Source organism: Pseudokineococcus sp. 1T1Z-3, from assembly GCF_037482365.1.
GTDB lineage: Bacteria > Actinomycetota > Actinomycetes > Actinomycetales > Quadrisphaeraceae > Pseudokineococcus.
In genome coordinates, this window is the sequence record NZ_JBBHZF010000023.1 from 259,051 (window position 1) to 282,877 (window position 23,827).

Below are 23,827 nucleotides of genomic sequence, written 5' to 3' on the forward strand. Positions count from 1 at the left end.
CGCCTCGCAACCCCCCGAGGTGGCCGCTGCGGCCATGGTCCAACGTGGGGACATTCTCATGACCGCTGCCGGCAGCGTTGGTAAAAGCGTGCGGTATGACTATGACGCACCAGCGTGCTTCGCAGGCTTTCTCGTGCGCGTCCGCCCGCCCTCCGATCTGCACGGCAGATTCTTGACCTACTGGTGCCAGTCGAAGCCCTACTGGGATCAATTAGCAACGGGTGCCGTGAGGTCCACCATCGAGAACTTCAGCGCAGGGCGCTACCGATCCATGATGGTGCCGCAGCCCGCGATCACCCAACAGCAGCGCATTGTCGACTACCTTGACCGCGAGACCGCCCAGATCGACGCGCTGATCGGTAAGCAGGAGCGGCTCATCGAGACGCTGCGCGAGCGGCGGGTCGTCAAGTTGTCGGAGGTGATTGACCGAGGGGGTCACGCTGCTTGGAAGTTGCGCAGGCTTGTTGACCCGGCTCGACCGATGTCCTACGGCATCCTTCAAGCGGGAGAGCCCCAGACTGAAGGCGTTCCCTACATCGGTCCATCAGATATGCCTGGCGAAGGAGCCGCGCCGCAGGTCCACACGCTGCGCAGGACGACACCTGAGATCGCAGCCCAGTATCAGCGCTCGGTACTGTCGGACAGAGACGTTGTTGTCTCCATCGGACCGGCCTTCGGAAAGGTGGCCGTGCTCACTTCAGCGCATACAGGCGCCAATCTGACGCAGGACACAGTTCGGGTGGCGTGCCGAACGGAACGGCTGGTGCCCGAGTACCTGGTGCACGTCCTGGGGTCGCTTCAAGTGAAGCACTTCTGGCGGAGGCAAATCGCCGGTGCGACTTTCGTGCGCTTAAATCTTGGCACACTGGCGACGACGCCGATTCCCCTGCCTGATGTAGCCAAGCAGCGCCGTCTCATCGCCGAGATCGATGACCACACAGCCAGGACGGATGATCTTATCGCTAAGGCCGATAGTTTCATCGCTCTCGCGCGAGAGCGCCGCGCGGCCCTCATCACTGCTGCGGTGACGGGCCAGATCGACGTGCGGGTGTCTGCCTGATGCCGGGCCAGCACACGGAGAAGTCCTTCGAGGACGAGCTGTGCGCGCATCTCGCCGCGCACGGGTGGTGGTACTCGGAGACCAGCCAGGGGTACGACAAGGAGCGGGCGCTCTTCCCGGAGGATGTGTTCGGGTGGTTGCAGGACACGCAGCCCGCCCAGGTCGCTAAGGTCATGACGGCAGGGTCGTCGAGCGAGTCGCAGCAGCGGGCGCAGCTGCTCGACCGGCTCGTGAAGGTCCTGGCTACGCCGGTCGAGGCCGGCGGCGGGACGCTGAACGCGCTGCGCCGCGGCTTCAAGCACGTCTCGGCGACGTTCGACCTGTGCGAGTGGAAGCCCGAGACATCGCTGAACCCGACGACCACCGAGCGGTACGGCAAGGTCCGGGTCCGCGTCGTCCGGCAGGTGCACTTCTCGACCGCGGACACGCGGTCGGTGGATCTCGTGCTCTTCGTCAACGGGCTGCCGGTGGCGACGCTCGAGTTGAAGACCGACTTCACGCAGTCGGTCACCGAGGCTATCCAGCAGTACCGGAAGAAGCGTCAACCGAAGGACCCGAAGACCGGGCACGCGCAGCCGCTCCTGACGCCCGGCCGGGGGGCGTTGGTGCACTTTGCTGTCTCCAACAGTGAGGTCTGGATGACCACGCAGCTCCGCGGCGACAAGACCCACTTCCTGCCCTTCAACACCGGCTACGCCGGCGGAGCGGGCAACCCGCCCGCGACGGCGGGGGCGTCGGCGACGGCGTACCTGTGGAAGCAGGTGCTGCAGCGGGACGCGCTGCTCACCATCCTCGGCAAGTTCCTCCACCACGAGACGACGACCCGTTACGACCCGATCACCGGCGCGCCGGAGAAGCGCACCACCCTGCTGTTCCCGCGCTACCACCAGTGGGACGTCGTCACCTGCCTCGCCGAGGCCGCCCGCGCCGAGGGGCCGGGCCACCGCTACCTCGTGCAGCACTCCGCGGGGTCGGGCAAGACCAACTCCATCGCGTGGACGGCGCACCGACTCGCGCGGCTGCACGACGATCAGGACCAGAAGGTCTTCGACTCGGTCATCGTCGTCACCGACCGGACCGTCCTGGACTCCCAGCTGCAGGAGGCGATCCGGCAGATCGACGGGGCGGGCGACGTCGCCATGACCATCGACGTCGACAGCGTCGCGAAGTCGTCGGCGACGTCGAAGTCGGGGCTGCTGGCCCAGTCGCTGCTCGCGGGCCGGCTCATCATCGTCGTGACCCTGCAGACCTTCCCGTACGCCATGGCGGCCATCGCCGAGACGAAGGGACTGGCCGACAAGCGGTTCGCCGTCATCGCCGACGAGGCGCACTCCTCGCAGACGGGCCAGACCGCCAACCAGCTCAAGGCCGTCCTGACCACCGAGGAGGCCGCCGAGCTCGCCGACGGCGGTGAGGTCGACGTCGAGGCGCTGCTCGCCGCCCAGGCCGGCGCCCGTGCCAGCGGCGACACCGTCTCCTACGTCGCCTTCACCGCGACGCCCAAGGGGAAGACGTTGGAGCTCTTCGGCCGACCGCCGGTGGACGACCCGACCGGCACGCCCGTGCCGTACCACGTGTACACGATGAAGCAGGCAATCGAGGAGCAGTACATCCTCGACGTGCTGCCCGGCTACCAGACCTACGCCACCGCCTTCCGGGTCGCTCAGCAAGCCACCGACGGCACCCTGACGACGGTCGACGCCGACGAGCTCGTCGACGAGGCCGCCGCGACCAAAGGCCTGATGCGTTGGGTGCGGCTGCACCCGACGAACATCGCCCAGAAGGTCGCAATCATCGTGGAGCACTTCCGCGAGAACGTCGCCGGGCTGCTCGACGGGCACGCCAAGGCGATGGTCGTCACCGACTCCCGCAAGGCCGCGGTCCGCTACAAGCTGGCGATCGACGCCTACATCGCCAAGCGCGGCTACGACATGCGGGCGCTCGTCGCCTTCTCCGGAACGGTCGAGGACCTCGAATCCGGCCCCGACGCCTTCAGCGAGGCGTCGATGAACCCCGGCGCCAGCGCGGACCTGCGCCGGGCGTTCCAGCGCGACGAGTACCGCGTGATGCTCGTGGCCAACAAGTTCCAAACCGGGTTCGACCAACCGCTGCTGTGCGCCATGTATGTCGACCGGCGGCTGTCCGGGGTCACCGCGGTGCAGACGCTCTCCCGCCTCAACCGGGTCTACCGCACGCCGAGTGGGACCGTGAAGGGCACACCGATGGTGCTCGACTTCGTCAACGAGCCCGAGGAGATCCGCCTCTCCTTCGAGCCGTACTACACCGACGCCCATCTCGAGACCCGCACCGACCCGAACCTCGTCCACGACATCGCCAGCAAGCTCGACGAGGCCGCGATCTACACCGAGGACGACCTCGAGGCCGTCGCCCGCGCCGTGCTGGAGGGCAAGGGCAACAACGTCCTAACGTCTGCGGTCTCGCCGGCTAAGCAGCGCTACGTCTCCCGCCGGACGTCGGCGATGACCGCTAACGGAGGGCAGGGGGACCGCGAGGCTCTCGACGCGCTCGAGGTCTTTCGTAAGGACCTCGGCACCTTCGTTCGGGTGTACGACTTCCTCAGCCAGGTCGTCGACTACAGCGACGCCGGCCTCGAGAAGCGGGCGCTGCTGTGCCGGTGCCTCGCCCCGCTGCTCCGCGACGACTCTTGGAGCGCCGAGGTCGACCTCGGCGACGTCGCACTCGTCCACGTCAAGCAGGTCGCCACCGGCACCCACGACCTCGGGCTCGGCGAGCGGACCGGGCTATCCGGGCTGACGGCGGCCGGCTCCGCCGCGGCCCAGGACCCCAAGCTCGTCGCGTTGGCCGAGATCATCGAGCGGCTCAATACCCTCTTCGGCGACGAGGACTTCACCGACGGCCAGAAGCAGTCCTTCGTCGAGGGCTCGATGACCGTCCTGCTCGAGAACGAGACTTTGCGCACCCAGGCCGAGGCCAACAGCGTCACCCAGTTCGCGGAAAGCCCGGACCTCAAGGACGAATTCCTCGGCACCATCGCTGACAACCAGGGCGTGCATACCAAGCTCGTTGACTTCTTCTTTAGTGACAGCCCCCAGGTCGAGGTGCTCATCGGCGCTTTTGCCAAGGCCTTCCACGCCGCAGTGGAGGAGCAGTCGGCGCAGGCCAGCTAGCGAGAGCGGTAGACAACGCCCGCGTCAGCGCCCTGAGGCACCACGTCGTCCGGCCTGCTGAAGCAAGTCCACGACCTCCAGCCACCACCGCAACTCCGCCCCCGTCGGGGCGAGCTCGTACGGGTGTGCGTGGCACGCTCGCGACAGCCCGACCCACGCCACGGACGCCCGAGCCGCGAGCGCTGGCTCGACACAGTGCGGCAGACAGAGCAGCTGGGCGCGCATCGACGCTTCGGTCAGGGAGTCGTCGAGCGTGGCGACGTGCGCGCGGACGGCCTCTTCGAGCGCCATCCGCCCCAGCAGCGCCGCGGCCCGCGACCAGACGGCGTTCGTCCCCGGCGTGACCTCGCTGACGAGGCCGCGGGCGTGACCGAGGAGGTCGGTGGCCGTCGTCACCGGCGCAGCGCCTCGACGAGGCCGGTCGACGCCCGGACGAGGTTCTCGAGCGCACCGTCGCCGATGCCGTCATGCGCGCCCTTGTTGGAGAGCGTCACCGCGTCGGCACCGCCCCGGACGAGGCCGTTGGCGCGGCTCCGGACGTCGCCCGTGCGGTCGACATCGTCGAAGAGGGCCAACGCCAGCCGCGGGTACAGCTTCGGTTGCTCGGCGAGCAGCGCCTCGACGTCGACATGCCGCGCGCCGGCCGCCAATCGAGTGCGCCGCACCGCATCGACGCACGCAGCGTCAATCGCGAGCCGGCAGAGCCCCGGGACGACGCGACGTCGCACCTCGGTGACCACCCGCGCCTCGCGCATGAGGCACTGCGCGTCGGAGAGGTAGCGGTCGGCGTGGTCGTCCACGCGGCGCACGGTGACGGCCGAGCCCGCGCGGCGCTCCACCTGCAGCACCTCCGCCGGCAGCTGCAGGCGTCGCAGCGCCTCGGGCAGCCGGTCGTCATGGGTGAAGACGACGACCTGGCGCTGCCCAGCCACCCTGGCGAGCACCCGAGCCAGCCCGTCGACCTTCGCCGGGTCCATCGCCTGCACCGGGTCGTCGATGACGATGAAGCGGAACGGGCTCCCCGGCACCGTCGCCCGTGGGAGGAAGAGGCTCAGCGCGAGGGCGTGGAGCTCGCCCTGGCTCATCACGGCGAGCGCGGACGACGCCTCCGCGCCGTCCACCTCGACGCCCAGGCGGACCCGGCGCATCGACGCTGACCCGGTCAACGCCACGGCACCCAGCTGGACGTTGCTCTCCTGCCGCAGCGCCTCCCAGATCTGCGCCGCTTCCTGCGCCAACGGGGCTAGACGCTCCTCCCGGAGAGCGGCCTCGCTCTTCTTGAGCCAGGTCTCGGCGGCCGTCACGAGCCGTAGGTGCTCGGCCTCGGCAGCCACGTCCTCGGCGCCCGGCAGCCAGGCCGCGAGCGCCAGCGCGAGCGGGCGCCAGACGTCCTCGCGGCGGGCGAGGAGGTCGGCCGCTTCGGCCGTCAGCGTCCCGACGGCGTCCCCGAGGTCGACGGCTGTCGCCTCGAGGTGGTCGGCCAGCCCGACGGCGTCGTGCGGCGCCAGGACCAGGGCCGTCCACGCCGCTAGCGCGGCGTGGAGGTGCTCGAGGCCGAGGTCGGGCGCCTGGCGTAGAACGGCAGGAGGGTCGACGACGAGCGACCTGGCCTCCCGCAGCGCAATCTGACGACGTCGCTGTGCCTTGCGGACGGCCTCGGCCTCGCCCGTCAGGCGGCTGACCGCCGCCTCGGTATCGGTCCGCCAGGCGTCGTCGAGCGACGCCTGGCCGCAGACTGGGCAGCGCTCGTCACCGTGCTCGGCGACATGCGCCAGCGCCGTCGTCAGCAGGTCGGCCAGCGCGGCCGAGCGGGCGGCGTCCGTCCCGGCCAGCGACTCGACCGCGGCGTCCGCGGCACGCAGCTCCGTCGCCACCCCGTCGACCTTCCCGAGGTCGGGCGGGGCGAGGTGACAGAGCACCTCGAGCCGACGCTGCACGCTCTCGTCCGACTGCTCGGTACCGGCGATCAGCGCCCGCACCGCAGCCAGGTCAGGAGATTTCGGTTGCAGCAGCGCGGCGGCGCTGGACGCCCGCTCGTCCTGCACGCCCAGCGCACGGCGCCGCAGGTCTACGGCGGCGGACCGGACGTCCCTGGCACGAGCACCCATGGCCTTCCTGGCGTCGGCGAGGCGCGTGCGCGCATCGGTGATGACCTCGAGGCCGAGGATGGACGCGAGGGCGTCGTGCAGCTCGCTCGGCCTGCCGGTGAGCAGGTCGCCGAGCTCGTTGTAGGAGAGAAACGGCCGGAAGGTCCGCAGGGCGTCGTCCCAGCCGAGGCACGACAGCTCTTGCGTCGGCTGCCCTGCGTGTCGGACGACGGCGACACCCTCCTCGGCGCCCGCGCCCTCAGCCCAGGTGCGCTGGACGACGGTCGTGCCGCGGGCCTCACCCTCGACGAGCAGCTCGACCTCGACCTGCGGGTCGTCGGCGCAGTGGAGGTTGCGCAATCCCTCCTGCCACTTCGCACCCTGGACCGCGCGGCCGCTCCACCGCAGGTTCGCGCCCGTGAGGGCAACCTCGACGGCCTCGGCGAAGCTGGACTTGCCAGAGCCGTTGCGGCCGGCGACGACGGTGAGTCCGGGCCCCGGCTTGAGCTTGAGGCTTCGCCGCTCGCCGACACCGCGGAAGGCGCGGGCTGTGATGCGGCTGAGGTAGGCGCCGACCGGCTCGGCGGCGGCCTTGACGCCGCGGGCGGCGCCTTCGTCGGCAGGCGCGTCCAGCGCCTGCGCCAGCCCGTCGTCGCCGAACAGCGCGCCGAGGACGACGTGCTGGACGTCGTCGGGCACGGTGGCGTCAGCCTCTAGGCGCGCAAGCACCGCGCCGACGAGCGTCTCTTCGGCCGTGGCCGTCATGTCGTCCCCCCGTGTCGGGCCGCTGGACGACGTGGCGCACGTCCCCCTGTGCCACCGCGTCGTTCCGTCCGCCCGGCCGCACTCGGACGGAGCTGACGCCCATGCCCGTGTCGTCACCCTGTGTCGTAGGCCGTCACCCTGTCCAGAGCCCTAGTGGCTCGTCACCCACCTGTGTCACGTCTCCCCCCGGAGACCGACGTCCACTCCCGTTCCGCCGCGGACCACCGCAGTCCGTCTGCCCGCCGCGCGAGCGGCGGCCCGAGGAAACGGGCGACGAACTCACGCGCGGTCGCGAAGTCGGTGTAGCCCACGCATCGCGGGACACCGCGGGCCACCGGTGGGTAGGACCTCTGCCACGACTCCGGCGGCTCGAGATGAGGGGTGCCGTCGAGGCGTCGATGGGACCACTCCTCGTGGAGGGCCGTGGTGAGCGCAGCACCGTCGACGTCTACGGACAGGGCGAAGACGACCAGGTCGACGAGGTCACGCACACGACTGGAGTCTTGGTCCGCTGCGTGCCCGTACCGGGCCTGGACGGCGCAGATCTTGTGGGCGACGTGGTCGACCACGGGGTACAGGCGCACGATGGGCGGCGCGAGACCCGGCACATCTAGAAGCACAGGGACCACGGCGTCGGGAGCCGAGGTCATGAGCGAGCCGGTGACGAGGTCGACGGGGAAGGTCGCGGCCTTGACCGTGCCGCAGAAGGCCTCGACGGTGAGGCGGTATCCCGCGACGTCCGGCTGGGCCGCTCCTTGACCGGCCTTCCGCGCCTGGAGGACGAAGCGGAAGTAGTCGCCGAGATCGCGGGCCGCCGCGGCGCGGAGTGCTGCGAGCGCGGCGTCGAGGTCGCCGTCCTCGTGCAGGAGGTCGACGTCCTTCGTTGTGCGCCCGTCGTCGACCCGCATCAGCACCGCGGAGCCACCCTTGAGGACCCAGGGCGAGTCAGTGTCGTCGAAGACGCGAGCGAGGAAGCGGCTGTGCCCCAGCTGACGACTGAGCGCAGACGCCCGCGCCACCGCCAGACGCCTTGGCCCTGGCCTTGATCGCCCGCCACTGGTCTGCGCCCTTCGCGTACCCGTCGTCGCTCACGTCCTCCCCTCCGTAGGGGCTGTGCCTGTCTGCTGCTCGCGCTCGGGCGCTGGCGCGTCGGAGGCGGCGTCGGTACCGCGACGACCCGGCGACACACCTGTCGACGCCTCGACGACCCGGCGCATCGCCGCCCGCGAGGGCGCCTGCAGCCGTGAGCAGTCCACCAAGCCAGCAGCCCGGGCCGACGCCGCTGCCGTCGCTGGGCGCAGGGCCTGCTGGAGGCGGGACCAGGTCACTGGGTCGAGCGAAGGGGGCGTCACGCCGAGACGGCCGAGCTCAAGCACGGTGCCGACCGAGCTAGCGACCTCGTCGCCGACTTGTCCCAGCACGTCGGCCGCGATGCGCCTGCCGACCTCAGTGCGGGCCAGGGCTGTCGCCAGAGCCTCCGGGCTGACCCCGGCGACGTCGAGGAGGGTGTCGAGCAGCGAGCGCCCATCGCGCTCAGCGTGGCGAGGAGCCAGCGGGTCGAGCCGGGAAGCCAGGTCGACCTCCTCGAGGATGCCTCGCCCCAGTCCGTCGGCGACCATCTCGGCCACCAGGGCGCGGTCGGTACCGACGCGCAGGAGGTCGACGACGGTCCGGGCAGCCGTCGTCACCGGGGGGCCCTCGACCAGGGTCACGTCTGCCTCGGCCAGCGCGGCTCGATGGATGCGGACACCCTCACGTCGGGTCTGGTGCCTGCCCGGGACGGTGATGTCGTGCACGTCGTCGACCAGGTCGCCGAGGCGGTGCAGGCCCGCGGCGGAGGCAGGGCTGACCACCCCCGTCGTCAGGTCGGCGAGGCGCTGCTCTGCCGTCACGGATGGCACGAGGCTCAGCCAGGCGGCGCGGAGCTCGAGCTGCTCGTTGTTCACGGCGAAGGTCGCGGCGTAGACCCCTTGCCCGAGGCGCTCGAGGAGGCCCTCTCCGCCAGCCCTGCCAGCTGGACCCTCGAGACGCCTTGCTCCCGTGCCTGCGCCGCCGTCAGGACACCGCGCTGCGCGGCCGCGAGGTGCGCGACGGCGGTCGCCGCAGCCGAAGGCATGCTGCGGCGGTAACGCTCCACGCGACAAACGCAGTAGCGAGACGGCCCCTACTTCTCTGCCTCCACCAGCTCGTCGCCCGTCGCCCGGCGGCCGGCCTTCGTGGCCTCCAGCCACGTGACGACGTCGAAGACCCGCAGCGGTGACACACCCTCCACCTCTGCCTTCTGCCCGAGACGCACGAGCCGCACGTGCAGGGCCCGGTCGTCCTTCTGCAGCTCCTTCCGGAAGGGCTCGATGTAGCTCGACCACACTCCCAGGTGCGTGGCCACCACCGTGTCCCAGACGGGGCGCAGGCGCGGGCGCTTCCTGGCGATGAGCTTGGTGGCCGTCGTGGTGCCGACCCTGTCGAGCGTCCTCAGCGCCGCGAGCAGCCGGGACGCCGGCCAGTCGCGGGTGATCGGCGTCTCGACGTCGACCAGGTCGAGGTCGGCAGGCACCTCGGCCAGGAGCGCGTTGAGCTCGTCGGCGCGGCGGACGAGCAGGTCGAGGACCGCCCTGCCGTTGAGCTGTACCGACAGCAGCGGCAGCGCCAGGACGTCGTCGGCCGTGAAGACGTCGACGGAGGCGGCTCTCGTCCTCGACGGGTCCCACCTGTCGAAGGCGGCCCCGGTGTAGTGAGGACGTCCGTCATCGTCCTCGGCGTAGTACTCCCGCAGCAGCGCCAGCGCCGCGGAGTCGTCCGGCGTCGACAGCGCCGCAGGCAGCCTCATCGCGTCCCCATAGCGTGATGCTCCGCGAGACAGGCCTTCTGGGCCAGGAAGGCCACTCGACCGGGTGACCTCCCGGACCTGGACTCCGGGCCCTTCCCGCTGTCGGACCTCTCACCTAGCGTCGGCCCCGCTCCACTGCAGGAGATGACGACGGGGGACGCTGTGACCGAGACGAGCACCACCGGCGCGCCGACGACGACGGTCGGCCTGCAGTTGCAGGCCCGGCCGCTGCTCAGCTACGCCATGGCGCACAACGGCGTCCGCGTCGTCGACACGCTGGAGGTCGAGGCCGGCGACGTCGAGCTGCGCGGCGCGACCGTCCGGCTCGAGCTCCGGGACGCCACCGGGCCCGTCGGCGCCCCCCACGAGATGACCGTCGACGTCGCCGCCGGCCAGCGTGCCGTCTACCGCGACGTGACGATGCGGCTCGACCCGGCGGCCATGCTGCAGGTCGAGGAGCAGCGCCCCGGCGTGGTGCGGGCCACGGTCGTCCTCGACGGGGTGGAGGTCGCCCGCACCGAGGCGCCCGTGCGCGTGCTGGCGGCCCAGCAGTGGCTGGCGCGCGGCACGGCCGACGGCGTCGACGTCCTCAGCCTCGAGATGCTCGCCGCGCACGTCATGCCCAACCACCCGGCCGTCTCCGCGCTCCTCGACGAGACGGCGGACCTCCTGCGCGTGTCCACGGGCAGCCCGTCGGTGCAGGGCTACCAGGACGGCACCGAGCGGGCCGACGAGATCGTCCGCTGCGTCTACGAGGCGATGCAGGCGCGCCGCATCCGCTACAGCGAGCCGCCGCCCAGCTGGTCGGACGTCGGGCAGAAGGTGCGCACGCCCGGGGATGTCCTCGACGGCCGGGTGGGCACTTGCCTCGACACCGTCGTCACCATGGCCGCCGCGCTCGAGCACGCCGGCATCAGGCCACTCCTCTTCCTCGTCGAAGGGCACATCTTCCTCGGCTACTGGCGGGACGAGCGGGGCTCGCTCGGCAGCGCCGCACGCACCGAGGTGGTGGACGTCGTCAACCTCGTCGACCTCGGGCTCGTCGTCCTCGTCGAGACGACGGTGCTCACCGAGCGCGAGGAGCCCGTGCCCTTCGCGGGCAGCCACCGCAGCCCCTACGCCCGGTACCTGACCGGGGCCATGACCTCCGTGCTCGGCGTCACCGACGTCCACCAGGCCCGGCGCGACGGCATCCTCCCCCTGCCGGCGCGGACGCGCGCGGACGACGGCACCGTCACCGTCACCACGTACAGCCCGGCGGCCCACTCGACGGCCCCGACGGCGCCCCACGAGCGCGGCGAGGCGGAGGTCGCCGACCGGCAGGGCCGGCAGGTCCCGCCGCGCGTGGCCCAGTGGAAGAACGCCCTGCTCGACCTGAGCCGGCGCAACCGCCTCATCAACTTCACCGACCGCGCCCGGATGCCGCTGGCCGTCCCCGACGCCCACCTCGGCACCCTCGAGGACCTCGTCCACGACGGCACGCCCATCGCGCTGCTGGCCTCGGACGCCGTCGCCGCGATCCAGGCCGAGCGCGGCATCGCCTTCGGCCGCGACCTGCCGCAGGAGCAGCTGGCCGAGATCCTGCTCGACAAGCACGCCGTCTTCGCCGACGCCACGGAGCAGCGGTACGACGCCGTCTTCCGCGGCCTGGCGCACAAGGCGCGGACCATCACCGAGGAGACCGGGGCCAACAACCTGTACCTCGCCCTCGGGACGCTCGTCTGGTCCTTCGACGGCCACGACCTGCGCTCACCGCTCGTGCTGGTCCCGGTCACGCTCAAGGCCTCTGGCCGCGGAGGCACCTACCGGGTCACCCTCGACGAGTCGGGCATGTCCACGCCCAACTTCTGCCTCCTCGAGAAGCTGCGGCAGGTCCACGGCCTCGACATCCCCGACCTTGCCGAGCCAGCCACGGACGGGGCTGGCATCGACCTGGACGCCGCCCTCACGGCGGTGCGCGTGGCCGTCGCCACGAAGGGCCTGCCCTTCCGCGTGGAGCCGACCGCCGACCTGGCCGTCCTCCAGTTCGCCAAGTTCCGGCTGTGGAAGGACCTCGACGAGAACTGGGAGACGCTGACCGGCAACCCGCTCGTCCGGCACCTCGTCAGCACGCCCACCGAGCCCTTCACCGACCCGGCGCCCGAGACGGGCGAGGTCGACCTCGACGAGCTGGCCGCCCGCTGCCCCGTACCCGCGGACTCCTCCCAGCTGCTCGCCGTCGCCGACGCCGTGGCCGGGCGCACCTTCGTCCTCGAGGGCCCGCCCGGGACGGGCAAGTCGCAGACCATCACCAACCTGCTCACGCGGGCCGTCGCCGACGGTAGGCGCGTGCTCTTCGTCGCGGAGAAGCGCGCGGCGCTCGACGTCGTCAGCCGCCGCCTGCACGACGTCGGCATGGCCGACTTCTGCCTCGACCTGCACGACAAGGCGAGCCGGCCGAAGCAGGTGCGCGAGCAGGTCCGCCGAGCGCTCGACCTCGCCGTCGAGACGGACGCGACGGGCTTCACCGCCGAGCTTGAGGACCTGCGCTCGGCCCGCCGGGCCCTCGTGCGTTACGCCCGGCGGCTGCATGAGCCCAACGGCGCGGGCCTGTCCTTCTACGGCGCGCGCGACGCCCGGCTGGCCCTCGGCGACGACGTCGAGCCGCTGCCGGTGCCGCCCGTCTTCGCCGGCGGGGCGGCGGCGGACGCCGTCACACGGGTGCGGCGAGCCCTGGCCGACCTGCCCGACGTCGCGGACCTCGCGCAGCCCTCGCCCGACCACCCGTGGGCCTTCGTGGACCCCGCCACGCCGGCGTCTTTCGACGTCGCCGCGGCGCAGGCGGCCGCGCAGGAGGTGGACGCGGCCGCCGCCGGTGCCCCGGCCGAGGGACCGCTCGGCGAGGCGGTGCGGGCCGCACGCACCCCGGCCGACCTCGTGGCCGTCGTCGGCGTGCTCGGCCCGCTGCCCCGTCTCGACGTCCTCGACGAGTCGCGGACCGGTCGCTGGCACGAGGCGACCGGGCGGCTCGCGGCGGACGTCGCCGCCTTCACCGCCGCCAGCCACCCGGGCCTCGACGCCGCCACGCCCGCAGCGCTCGACCTGCCCCTCGCCGACCTCCACGCCGCGGCGCAGGCCGCCGCCGGCTCCGGCTTCTTCGGGCGCAAGAAGCGCCTGCGCGCCGTGCTCGAGCAGCTCGCCCCGGCGCTGCGCCCGGACGCCGACGTCGCCCCGAAGGCCGTCCCCGAGCTCACCGGGGCGCTGCTGCAGGTGCAGGGCGTCGTCCGCGGGCTCGCCGGGCGCGCCGGCACCATCCCCGGGCTCGCCCTGCCCGCGACGTGGAACCCGCTGACGGACGAAGGGCGCACCCTCGTCGACCGGCAGGTGGAGTGGCTGCGGTGGGCCGGCGCCGTCGTCGACACCGGTCGGACGAGCGGCGGCTTCGTCGGCGCCCTCCGGCGCTGCGTCGCCGAGGGCGCCCCGGTCGACGACGCGCATGCTGCGGCCGTCCAGCGCCTCGCCGCCGCGGTCACCGCCCTCGCCACCGCCACCGGGGCCAGCCCCGAGGCGCTGAGCTCCTGGGCGGGCGAGGGCGGGCTCCTCCCCCGCTGGACGGCGACGGCCGGCGCCCGCTCGGCGGGCGCCACCGGGCTGCCGTCGCTGCGGCGGTGGCTCGCCCTCCTCGAGCAACTCGAGCCGCTGCGGGCCGCAGGGCTCGGCGAGGCGCGCGCCGCGCTGCTGGGCGGGAGCGCTGACGCCGACGAGGCCGCCCGCGCCTTCGACCGGGGCCTCGCCGAGGCCTCGCTCGACGAGCGCCGCACCAGCACCGGTCTCGACGCCTTCGACAGCCGCCTGCACGAGCGCTCGGTGGACCGCTTCCTCCGGACCTCCGGGGCCGTCCGCGAGCACCTGACGACCGTGCTGCCGCACCAGGTGCTCACCTCCCGCACGCTCGACCCGTCGGCGTCGGCCGGACGCCTCGGCCTGCTCAAGCGGCAGCTGTCGCGCCAGCGCGGCGGCATGACCGTGCGCGAGCTGATGCGCGAGTACTACGACCTCATCACCCAGCTCATGCCGTGCGTGCTCGTCAGCCCCGACTCGGTGGCCCGCTTCTTCCCGGCCGAGCAGGACCTCTTCGACGTCGTCGTCTTCGACGAGGCCTCGCAGGTGCGGGTCGCCGACGCCGTCGGCGCCATGGGCCGGGGGCGCTCGGTGGTCGTCGTCGGGGACAGCAAGCAGATGCCGCCGACGTCCTTCGCCGAGACGAGCCAGACCGACGACGACCTCGCGCCCACCGAGGACGTCGTCGAGGACGAGGAGTCGATCCTCTCCGAGTGCGTGCAGGCCGGCGTGCCGCAGCAGTGGCTGTCCTGGCACTACCGCAGCCAGGACGAGTCGCTCATCGCCTTCAGCAACCGGCAGTACTACGAGGACCGGCTCTCCTCGTTTCCCGCCCCCGTGCACGGCCCCGCCGACCCGGGCGACGGCGGCCGCGGCGTCTCGCTCGTGCGGGTGGACGGAACCTTCCACCGCACCGGCGCCGGAAAATTACTGCGCACCAACCCCGTCGAGGCCGAGGCTCTCGTGGCGGAGATCGGTCGGCGCTTCGACGCCTCGCCGGACGTCGCGCCGTCGATCGGCGTCGTCACCTTCAACCAGCCGCAGCGGGCCCTCGTCGAGACGCTGCTGCGGGACTCCGGCGACCCGCGGCTCGGGGAGGCGCTCGACGCCCCGGAGGGCCTCTTCGTCAAGAACCTCGAGAACGTCCAGGGTGACGAGCGCGACGTCGTCTTCTTCTCGACCGGCTTCGCCAAGAACGACCGGGGCGTGCTGCCGCTCCACTTCGGCCCGCTCAACCGTGCCGGCGGTGAGCGCCGCCTCAACGTGGCCGTGACCCGGGCCCGGCGGCAGGTCGTCGTCTTCTCCAGCTTCGCCCCGTCCGAGCTGCGCGCGGAGGACACGACGTCGCGCGGTCTCAAGGACCTGCGGGCCTACCTCGACCTCGCCGAGCAGGGCACCGGCGCGCTGCCGACCGACGTCGGTCGCCGCGCGGTCGTGGACCGGCACCGCGAGGAGGTCGCGGCCGGGCTGCGGGAGCGCGGCTACGTCGTGCGCACCGACGTCGGCCTCTCCAGCTTCACGGTGGACCTCAGCGTCGCCCGTGCCGCCGCCCCCGACGTCCCGCTCATGGCAGTTCTGCTCGACGGCACCGGGTGGGCCGCACGCCGCACGACCGGCGACCGGGACGGCCTTCCGCGGGACGTGCTCGGGCGGCTGCTGAGGTGGCCTGCGGTCGAGCGGGTCTGGCTGCCCGCCTGGCTCGAGGACGCGGGCGCAGTGCTCGACCGGCTGGCCGCGGCGGTCGACGAGGCGCGCCCGGCGTCGGTCGGAGGGGGCCGGGCCGCGGTCGGCGAGCCGGCCGAGGCGCCTGGGTCCGTCGACGCGGACGGGACGAGCCCCGACGTGCCTGCGCCCCAAGCGGTGGCGGGAGCCGACGACGCGCGTGGCCTCTCGGTGCGCTCCGCGGCACCGACCAGCAGCCTCGGGCACGCGTGGGGCGACGTCTTCGCGGACGCGACGGGCAGCCTCTTCGACGACCCGCGGCACCTGCCGGCCGACACCGGCTCCGCGAGTGGTGCGCCGGCCTTCCGCCCGTGGGCCGCGCGGTCGCTGGGGGACGTCCCCACCCTCGACGCCCTGCCCCGGCGGAAGGCCGCCGCGCAGGTCCGCTTCGCCCTGCAGGAGGTCGTCGACGCCGAGGGGCCGGTGCCGTCCGAGCGGCTCGCGCGGCTCGTGGCCGGCGCCTTCGGCCTCGGCCGGGTCAGCGAGAGCCGCAAGGCCGCCGTGCTGACGTGCCTGCCGGCAGAGCTGGTCGTCGACGACCTCGAGCCGGTCGTCTGGCCCGCGACGCTCGACCCGGCGACGTGGACCGGCTACCGCCCGACGCCCGCCGGCGTCGACCGCCCCGTCGAGCAGGTGCCCCTGCGCGAGGTCGCCAACGCGATGGCCGCCGTGTGCCGGTCGGCCGGCGGCATGGCCGAGGAGGAGCTGCTGCGCGAGGCGCTCGCCGTCTTCGGCGGACGGCGGCTCACCGCGGGGCTGCGGGAGCGGATGGCGCAGGCGCTGGAGGTCGCGCTGAGCGCGGACCGCCTGCGCGCGGTGGGAGGAGTGCTGACGGCGGACTGACCGAGGGGCGGAGGGCCGGGGCGCATGGATCCCTGCGCCGCTCAAACCCGTCGCGCGCCAGGCGGGACACGTCATGTGTGTAGTTTCTGCTAGGGAAACTACACACCTCGGCCCGTCGGAGGAGGACCTGCATGGTTTGGGCGAGCGACCCCGTCGGCGACGAGCTCGCGCGCGTGCTGGCGGCGCTGGAGGCCGGGCAGGGACGCGAAGCCATCCGCGAGACCTCCTTCATCGACCTCAAGGAAGAGGCCGGGCGCCGCGACCGGAGGGGCAACCTCCAGCCCGCCACCGAGCGCAACGAGGCAGCGGCCGATGCCCTCGCCGGCGAGGCGGCGTGCATGGCCAACTCCGACGGAGGCGGTGTGCTCGTCGTCGGGGTCGCGGACGACGGCGCCCTGCTCGGCACGTCGCTCGACGCGCAGTGGCTCCGCTCCCGGATCTACGACCTCACGGACAGGAAGCTGACGGCGGACGTCCGCGACGTCCGCGTCGCCGGGGAACGTCTCCTCGTCGTGCGCTCACCGCAGTCACTCGAGCCGATCCCCTGGAAGCGACGCCTCAGGTGGCGTGTCGACGACCGGTGCGTCGAGATCGACGCGACGACGTGGCACGCGCGCCGGATGGTCCGCGAGAGTTACGACTGGTCGTCGCTGTCCTCCCACGTCGACGCCGGGGAAGCCCACCCCCAGGCCCTCGAGATCGCCCGCCGCCATCTCCGGGCATCGGGTGAGGACGCGGCCGCTGACCTCGCCCGGGCCACCGACCCGGAGATGCTGCGCCGTCTCAACGTCGTCGATGGCGAGGGCTACCTCTCGAACGCGGGTGCGCTCGCCTTCGTCGGTCGTGGCGATCCGGCGCTCGACTACGTCCGTCGGACCGTGCCCGCGGGTGACAGCCGGCGTCGCGTCCGGCAGCAGGGGCTGTCTCTGCTCGAGGAGATCGACTCCGTCGAGTCGGCGGTCGACGCCTTCAACGAGGAGCGGCACGTCCGCCGGGGCTTCGTCATCGGCCGGCTCCAGGAGCTGCCGGTCGCCGTCATTCGCGAGGCTGTCGTCAACGGCGTGGTGCACCGCGAGTGGGCCAGCCCGGGGCCGACGACCGTCGAGCACGTCGGCCGAAGCCTCACCGTAACCTCGCCGGGCGGCTTCATCGGCGGCGTGAGCCCTGCCAACATCATCACCCACCCGTCCCAGCCGCGGAACAGAGCGTTGGCGGAGCTCTTCGCCGCACTGCGGATCGCCGAGCGCGAGGGCGTCGGGGTCGACCGGATGGTCCGGGACATGATCGCCATCGGCTACCGCCCACCGTCGATCGAGGAGCTACCGGGCCCGCACGTCCGCACGGCCCTCCTCGGTGACAGCTTGGACGAGGCGTGGATCCGCTTCGTCAGCCGCCTCCAGCCGGACGAGATGCGCGGGAGCCTCACGGTGCTGCTCCTGCTGCGCGAGGTCCTGTCGTCGTCGTGGTTCGACGTCACCACTGCCGCGCCTGTGCTCCAGCTGAACGCGGCGGAGACGGCCGAGACGATCCACGCCTTCGCGCGGGTGACCGTGGACGGGGCCCCGCTGGTCGAGCCCGTGGCCGGGGTCCCGCAGGCCCAGGCACCCGCATGGACCCTGACGTCCACCGCGCTGGCCGCACTGCACTCCGAGGACTCCGCCGTGGGACGCCCTCGCCCTGCGGTCGACCGCACGGCCGTCGCGTCGACCTGGGCCAGGAGGCGCGGGCGGATCAGCTCGACCGAGCTCGCCAGCATCCTGGGCGTCAGTCCTCCGGCGATGAACCGCCTGCTCCAAGGCCTCCGAGACGACCGCCTGCTCGAGCCGAGCCGGTCGTCCGGGACTGGACGTGGCTTCTTCTACCGCCCGACCGAGCAGCTGCTGGCTCAACCCGAGTGACCGTCCGAGCGACGTCGACCGGTCCATCGGGCTGCGCGCCGCGACGCGTCGATGGCGGGGGCGCCCCCGGCCGGCTACCCCCTTCCATCCGTCGGGCGAGGCTTGAGACCGTCCGGCAGGCGGTCAGTGCTTTGGATGACCCCGAGCGCACGGCTCGGGGTCATCCAGTCACGCCGCTGGAGGACGACCGGCCGATGACGCAGCAGCCCCGGCCACATCGCCACAGTCGGCTCGTGGCCGGCGTCACGCCCGCCACGCTCGAGCCAGCCGGAGCGCTTCCGTGATCGGCCGCCGCCGGTACTGCATGCTGTCGATGAGGTTTGGTCGAGGGAGCCTTCCTGGTTGGTCGGTCGGCGAGCGCGAAGTCCGACCACTCGCACTCCGCCGCAGCGGCTTCTGGGTCGAGCGTTGTCAGACCCCCCCTCCACGATGACCTCATGGCAGCCGCGGCAGAGGTATCTCAACAACGACTTTTCCGGCGATTGTGGGTTCACCTGCGCCGCCCGAACGGCCAGTCGACGAGCTCGCCGATCGATGATCCGGTCGACGGGGCGACCGATCCGTCGGAGAAGCCGACGGACGAAGGCCCGAGACCACTCCTCCTGCCTCTGAGCCTGGCCGCTCTCGTGGGCATGGTGCTGTCCGTGCCGCAAAGCCCCTTCGGTGACGCGTTCTGGCCCTTCCGCTGGCCTTCGACCGCTTTCGGCGTCTCGGACGCCATCGCCGCGCAGGGTCTGCTGACCGCGATCGCCCTCGGTGCCGTCCTCCAGGGACGCGGGGCGGCGGACCGCATCACCGCGTTGCGAAACGTTGGGCCGGCCGTCCTCGCCGCGGAGGAGCGGAACCTCGTCCGCCGCTACCGCGCGGCTGCCGGCATCTCAGGGGCTGTCGCCTGCGTCTCCGTCTTCATCGGCGGGAGCAGTGTCGTCCACCTCCTCCATGGCGATGTCTTCGCCGCTGCGGTGCTCGGCTTCGTGACGGCCCTCGTCACGTCCTTGTCGTCCTTCGTGTCGGCTACGTCCCGGGAGGCCAGGGCCGCGCTGCAGAGAGAGCACGACCGTCGCCGGGAGAGGGAGGTGCGGGTCTTGCGACGGGTCCAAGCGACCTGGGCCCTCGGGCAGCGGCCCGCTCGACGGCACGGGACATGTCGGGTCGTGGTCGCCGTCGCGTCGCTGTCCGTCGCGCTAGGTCTCGCCGGCGCATGGGCCCTCGAGGCTCAGATGCCCGCACTCGGTCTTCTTCTCCTGACCGCTGCGCCTGTGCCCCCCGTCGTGACCTTCACGGTCGTCTGCCTCGTACGGGCCGCAGCCCAGCAGAGGGCACTGGAGCGCGTCGGCCCCTGGGCCGGCTTCGTCCCGCTCTGGTTCGTCCTTCTCGTCGTCCCGGTCTACCTCGTCGGCGTGCTCGGCGGGTCACGTTGGTGGTGGGCCATCGCCACGTCAGCACTGCTGGTGGTCCACGTGGTCTCAGGTGGCTGGGCGGTTCGCGGGCTGTTCCGCCAGCACGGCGTCTTCCGGCATCTCCGACCCGGCATCGCAGGGCGCGTCGCCGCGCGAGCGGACGCGCTTCAGAGGCCCGCCACGACGAAGCCCACGACAGAGCCCCGATTGCGCCTTGTCCGCGACTGGCGGGTGATGACCGGGTCGGATGCCCGTGACGAGGAGCGTCTCGCTGGTGGAAGCGGTCGAGATCTCGGACGTGCGACGACGTCCAGCCGTCGGACGAGGCCGTCGTGACGTCGAGCCACCCGCTGGCGCGGACTTATCCGCAGCCGGAGGCGCGACCTCCGTCCGTACGTGGAGCACGCATCGAAGCTGGACGGCGTAACGACCTTGTCTAGCGCCCGTCCGCTCTGCTCCCCGACGACCTGGCGCTGCTGCTGCGCCGCCGACCCGGACGCCGGCGCGCCCGGTGCCGACATGACCGTCACCTCGTGTCCGACGGCGGGTCTCGAGTCCGACGCTGCGCATCTCCTCGGGCCGTCTGGGCCGGCGTGACATCGGACTCGGCGAACCGTGTCGCACTCGACGAGGTCATCAGTCGGCCAGTGCACGGCCCACCGAGCCGCCCGGGGCGTGGCGGGAAGACTACGTTCGCGCACATGACGACCATCGGGTCGCGATACCTGTGCAATCACACCGCCGAGGTGCTGGGCCAGGTCGCCGAGGGGACGCCCGTCACCGTGACCGTCAACGGGTCGCCGGTCGCGGAGATCAGCCCCGTCCGCGCGGGACGCCGCCCGTTCCTCTCCCGTGCGGACCTTGCCGACCTGCTGCGCCGCCACCAGAGCGACCCCGGCCTGCGCGACGACCTCGACGCCCTCGCCGGCGAGACCACCGACGACCTCGACCCGCTGTGACGCCGCGACCGGCGCTGCTCGACACCGGCGTCCTCATCGCCCGGGAGACCGGCCGCCCGCTCGACGCCGCCGCGCTGCCCGCGGAGTCCGCCGTCTCGGTCGTCACCCTCGCCGAGCTCCACGCCGGCGTGCTCGCAGCCACTGACACCGAGACCCGGTCGCGTCGTCTCGCGACGCTCGAGGCCGTCTCGATCGTCGAGCCGCTACCGGTGACCGCCGAGGTGGCCCGCCACTGGGCGCGCCTGCGCGTCGGCCTCGCCGAGGGCGGAAGGCGCGCGAAGGTCAACGACCTCTGGATCGACGCGGTCGCTGCCGCCAACGCCATGGACGTGGTCACGCGGGACGACGACTTCGACCCCATCGAGGATGTCGGTGGGCCCCGCGTCGTCCGCGTGTGACGAGTGGCGCCCGCTGTCGGACCCCTCTCCTACGGTCAGGGCGTCAGGGGGGAGAGCCATGCCGGAGCGCGCGCTGCTGTACCAGTACGTGACGGCCGAGCAGTCGGCCGAGTACCTCGCCGTCATGCGTCGGTTCACCGGCACGCTGCTCGCCGAGCTGTCCGCAGGGCGACGTGGCCTCCGCCCTGGCCGACCGGGGCGTCGCCGTCCACGAGGAGGCCCTGCTGGGGGACCTGCCAGCAGGCCTGTGACGCCATCGGGGCGCGGCGGGGGCTGCCGCGAGACGGCCGGGCGCTCGACGGCGCCGTGCGCTTCGCGACGTCGAGCAAGGACCTCGTCGGCGTCCTGGCGGCACTCGTCGAGCTGCTCGACTGGGACGCCGACCGAGCGGCTGCGCCGGCGGGACCTCGCAGCCGCTCGACCGCGGCGGCCAGGAGGCTCAGCTGCGTCGTCGACACTCGCGGTCAGCTCGGACGGGTGCCGCAGGACTACCGCCACTCCTTCGACACGCGGTGAGAGCGAGCGCCATCTCCGCAGACCTCGGCGCCGGCTCGCCCCGTCCTCCGGTATGCGCGACGTCACCGTAAACGAGTACGCGAGGCTCGACCTGGCCCCCGTGGCGGCGGCTGGGCCGCAGGCGCTCGAGCACTACTGCGCCGACGTCAGCGAGGTGGCCACGTCCGTGGTGCGTCACCAGGGCTGGACAGGGCGTCCCACGCGTGGCGGTGACGAGCTCGTGCGTCTGCCCGCTCGTGAGGCTGACGTCGCGCAGCAACGGCCACGGCGTCCCACGCTGACGCGCCGTGGCGAGGCTGGTCGGCTTTGCATCTCAGGCGTGCAGCCCTTGCTTCAGCTCGGCCAGCGCCTCGGACAGGCTGACGCGCGGGGCCCAGCCCCAGCGGTGCGCGCGCTCGGTGACGAGCTGGCCGCGCCAGACCGGCTCGTCGGTCCACTCCGGCTCGACGCCCAGGGCCTCGGTGACGGCACCGTGGTAGTCGCGCCAGGTCGCGGCCTCACCCGCGACGAGCACGGGCGTCGTCGCACCCTCGACGACGCCCGCCGCGGGGTCGTCGGCGGTCGGGACGGCGCCCACGGCGACGTCGGCGAGCATGTCCGCGAGGTCGTTGACGTGCACCCACGCGAAGGACTTGTCCGGGTTCGCACCCCGCGCGCCGCCGCGGACCTCGTTCGGCCGCAGGGTGTTCCAGATCGAGGTCTCCGCGGCGCCCATGATGGCCGGGGGGCGCACGAGCACCGTGGTCAGCCCCTCGACCTGCGCGAGCGCGGCGTCGGTGGCGTTCTTGGTGTCCGGGTAGTCACCGCTGCCCTCGGGCAGCAGCGGACCGTCCTCGGCGACGTCCCCGACGCCGTCGCTGCGGTCGTAGACCCCGGCCGTCGAGACGTGCACGAGCCGCGTGACACCGGCGTCACGCGCGGCCCGGGCGATGACGGGCGTGCCCACGACGGCGACCTCGTGCTGGACCTCACGCCCGGAGCCCATCGGGTGGACGGTCGTGACGACCGCGTCGGTGCCCTGGACGACCTGGGCGGCGAAGGCCTCGTCGGCGAAGTCCCCGACGTGCTCCTCGACCCCTTCGAGCACCGGCGCGGCGCCCTCGCGGCGGACGACGGCGCGCACCTGCGCCGACCGCTCCCGCAGCGCCCGGCACACCGCCTCCCCCACGAGCCCGTTGGCACCGGTCACGACGACGACAGCTGAGGTCTCGGCCATGACGGCCACCCTGCCAGCGGAGGCGCAAGGACGCGCTGGGACGGGTGGGGGCGCGGGCGGCAGCGGCGTAGGAGGGAACCCGAGCCTGTCGAGATCGACGAACGGCGGCTTCGAGCGCCTCCGCGGCCGCCGACGGTCAGACCCGCCCTCGCCGCGACTGGGCCGTCCTCGTCCACAGAGGCGGGCGGCACGCGACGTCATCCACAGGGGAGCGTGCTTCACCCGATCGGGGTGGCCGGACCTCGTTAGCGTCGGCGGGTGCGCCGTTCGGGACCCCTCGCCCTCCTCGCTGCAGCCGCCCTCACCCTCACCGGCTGCGTCAGCGAACCCGAGCCGGGCGCGCCCATGCCGACACCAGCGGCGCCAGCACCGACCACGTCCCTGCCGCCCGAGGCATCGACCGCGCCCGACCCAGCACCGACCGAGACAGCACCGACGCTGCCCCCCGAGGCGCGAAGTGGCGACGCCGTCGGCGCCGAAGCCTTTATCCGATACTGGTTCGAGGTATCGAATTACGCTTACCGCACGGGGGACACAAGTGCGATAGGTGCGATCTCGGATGCGACTTGCGCCACGTGTGCCAACGTCGTCGAAAACCTCGATCGCACTTACGACGCTGGAGGAAGTGTCGAAGGTGGCCAGGTGCACGTGCATGGCGTATCTGCATTGGACCCGGGACCTGACGGCCGGGTCGTCACACGAACTTCCTTCGAGCAATCTGCCGTCCTTGACCGCAGCAGTGACGGTAGTACCGTGAAGCCCGAAGTGCCCGCGACGGGGATGCTATACCCTCAGGTAACCGTGGTGTGGGGTGGTCAAGAGTGGAACATGGTTGAGATAGCGCCATGAGATCGGGCCGCACGCGAGTTGCCATTCTTATCATCACAGTCGGGTTGATGAGTCACCATGGAGCGGCAGGGGCCGCCTCTCCTAGTACAAGTAACTACGGCTCCATGATGGAGCGCAACGAGGTTGTCGTCACTGGGGAGGAGGTGCCAGTCCCGCCACCACAGAAGGAGCCTAGAGCAGCGAGCGATCCACACCAGCAGCGCACTCAAGGATCCGACAGCATAAGGACCGCCAACGGCAGCGAGCAGCCGCGCGACACTCTGGCCCGCCGCAATTTACCTTTCTGCGGCGGAGAGAACCCGAATACGCTGCAGGCGATGGACTGCACCGCGACGACCCGGGCCAGCTGCCCACCCGGCCAAGTCGCGCTGATGCAGTGGATCGCCCCGGTCGCCAACACCGCACCCGGTGCCTGGCGCCAGGGCCAGCAGGTCTGCATCCCCCCGGCCACCGCCGCCGTCCTGGCCCCCGAGGACGGCACCGAGCCGGTCGTCCTGCCCGCCATGACCGAGGCCGACTTCCAGCGCCTGCCCCTGCC

Annotated in this window: 16 protein-coding genes; 11 read left to right on the top strand and 5 right to left on the bottom strand. The window is 72.3% G+C overall.

Annotated elements, in window-relative coordinates:
- Window positions 1-58 precede the first annotated feature (58 nt).
- Together WDV86_RS08665 and WDV86_RS08670 are read left to right on the top strand one after the other, a co-directional pair.
- Window positions 59-1,060, top strand: a complete 1,002-nt coding sequence (locus tag WDV86_RS08665) for a restriction endonuclease subunit S (RefSeq protein ID WP_339567219.1) — start codon at window positions 59-61, stop codon at window positions 1,058-1,060.
- Entirely contained in the window at window positions 1,060-4,209 is a 3,150-nt protein-coding gene (locus tag WDV86_RS08670; protein WP_339567220.1) for a type I restriction endonuclease subunit R, read from the top strand. The genes WDV86_RS08665 and WDV86_RS08670 overlap by 1 nt, the downstream gene beginning before the upstream one ends.
- A 24-nt stretch (window positions 4,210-4,233) precedes the next feature.
- Here the strand turns inward: WDV86_RS08670 and WDV86_RS08675 are convergent, their stop codons facing one another.
- From WDV86_RS08675 to WDV86_RS08685, 3 genes are all read right to left on the bottom strand, one after another.
- Window positions 4,234-4,605, bottom strand: a complete 372-nt coding sequence (locus WDV86_RS08675) for a hypothetical protein (protein ID WP_339567221.1) — start codon at window positions 4,603-4,605, stop codon at window positions 4,234-4,236.
- Window positions 4,602-6,995, bottom strand: a complete 2,394-nt coding sequence (locus tag WDV86_RS08680) for an AAA family ATPase (RefSeq protein WP_339567222.1) — start codon at window positions 6,993-6,995, stop codon at window positions 4,602-4,604. The genes WDV86_RS08675 and WDV86_RS08680 overlap by 4 nt, the downstream gene beginning before the upstream one ends.
- A gap of 227 nt (window positions 6,996-7,222) precedes the next feature.
- Window positions 7,223-8,080 carry a nucleotidyl transferase AbiEii/AbiGii toxin family protein gene (locus tag WDV86_RS08685; protein WP_339567223.1) on the bottom strand — a complete coding sequence of 286 codons (858 nt, stop codon included), beginning with the start codon at window positions 8,078-8,080 and terminating at the stop codon, window positions 7,223-7,225.
- A gap of 390 nt (window positions 8,081-8,470) precedes the next feature.
- On the opposite strand from WDV86_RS08685, the gene WDV86_RS08690 reads away from it, so the two are divergent.
- Window positions 8,471-9,190 (top strand): hypothetical protein, encoded by a 720-nt coding sequence (locus WDV86_RS08690; protein ID WP_339567224.1) that lies wholly within the window; start codon window positions 8,471-8,473, stop codon window positions 9,188-9,190.
- 35 nt (window positions 9,191-9,225) lie between these two features.
- Here the strand turns inward: WDV86_RS08690 and WDV86_RS08695 are convergent, their stop codons facing one another.
- On the bottom strand, window positions 9,226-9,888 hold the full coding sequence (locus WDV86_RS08695) for a DUF6308 family protein (protein WP_339567225.1): 663 nt from the start codon (window positions 9,886-9,888) through the stop codon (window positions 9,226-9,228).
- A 162-nt stretch (window positions 9,889-10,050) separates the two neighbouring features.
- Here WDV86_RS08695 and WDV86_RS08700 point away from each other — a divergent pair, with 162 nt between their 5' ends.
- The 6 genes from WDV86_RS08700 to WDV86_RS08725 all read left to right on the top strand — a co-directional run bounded on the left by WDV86_RS08700 (window position 10,051) and on the right by WDV86_RS08725 (window position 21,224).
- The gene (locus tag WDV86_RS08700; protein ID WP_339567226.1) at window positions 10,051-16,053 is read left to right on the top strand and encodes a DUF3320 domain-containing protein; all 6,003 of its coding nucleotides are present in this window, start codon (window positions 10,051-10,053) and stop codon (window positions 16,051-16,053) included.
- Between the two features lie 131 nt (window positions 16,054-16,184).
- On the top strand, window positions 16,185-17,951 hold the full coding sequence (locus WDV86_RS08705) for an ATP-binding protein (protein ID WP_339567227.1): 1,767 nt from the start codon (window positions 16,185-16,187) through the stop codon (window positions 17,949-17,951).
- A 437-nt stretch (window positions 17,952-18,388) separates the two neighbouring features.
- Window positions 18,389-19,687, top strand: coding sequence for a hypothetical protein (locus tag WDV86_RS08710; RefSeq protein ID WP_339567228.1), 1,299 nt, complete (start codon window positions 18,389-18,391; stop codon window positions 19,685-19,687).
- Window positions 19,688-20,052: 365 nt separating this feature from the next.
- The gene (locus tag WDV86_RS08715) at window positions 20,053-20,310 is read left to right on the top strand and encodes a type II toxin-antitoxin system Phd/YefM family antitoxin (protein ID WP_339567229.1); all 258 of its coding nucleotides are present in this window, start codon (window positions 20,053-20,055) and stop codon (window positions 20,308-20,310) included.
- Entirely contained in the window at window positions 20,307-20,708 is a 402-nt protein-coding gene (locus WDV86_RS08720) for a PIN domain-containing protein (protein ID WP_339567230.1), read from the top strand. The genes WDV86_RS08715 and WDV86_RS08720 overlap by 4 nt, the downstream gene beginning before the upstream one ends.
- Window positions 20,709-21,014: 306 nt before the next feature.
- Window positions 21,015-21,224, top strand: a complete 210-nt coding sequence (locus WDV86_RS08725; RefSeq protein WP_339567231.1) for a hypothetical protein — start codon at window positions 21,015-21,017, stop codon at window positions 21,222-21,224.
- Between the two features lie 313 nt (window positions 21,225-21,537).
- Here the strand turns inward: WDV86_RS08725 and WDV86_RS08730 are convergent, their stop codons facing one another.
- Window positions 21,538-22,440: an NAD-dependent epimerase/dehydratase family protein gene (locus tag WDV86_RS08730; RefSeq protein WP_339567232.1), complete on the bottom strand. Its 903-nt coding sequence runs from the start codon at window positions 22,438-22,440 to the stop codon at window positions 21,538-21,540.
- A 345-nt stretch (window positions 22,441-22,785) separates the two neighbouring features.
- On the opposite strand from WDV86_RS08730, the gene WDV86_RS16260 reads away from it, so the two are divergent.
- Complete coding sequence (locus WDV86_RS16260; RefSeq protein WP_445263001.1) at window positions 22,786-23,289, top strand: DUF6318 family protein; 504 nt, start codon at window positions 22,786-22,788, stop codon at window positions 23,287-23,289.
- Window positions 23,290-23,606: 317 nt separating this feature from the next.
- A partial coding sequence (locus WDV86_RS08735) for a hypothetical protein (RefSeq protein ID WP_339567233.1) occupies window positions 23,607-23,827 on the top strand: 221 nt, incomplete at its 3' end.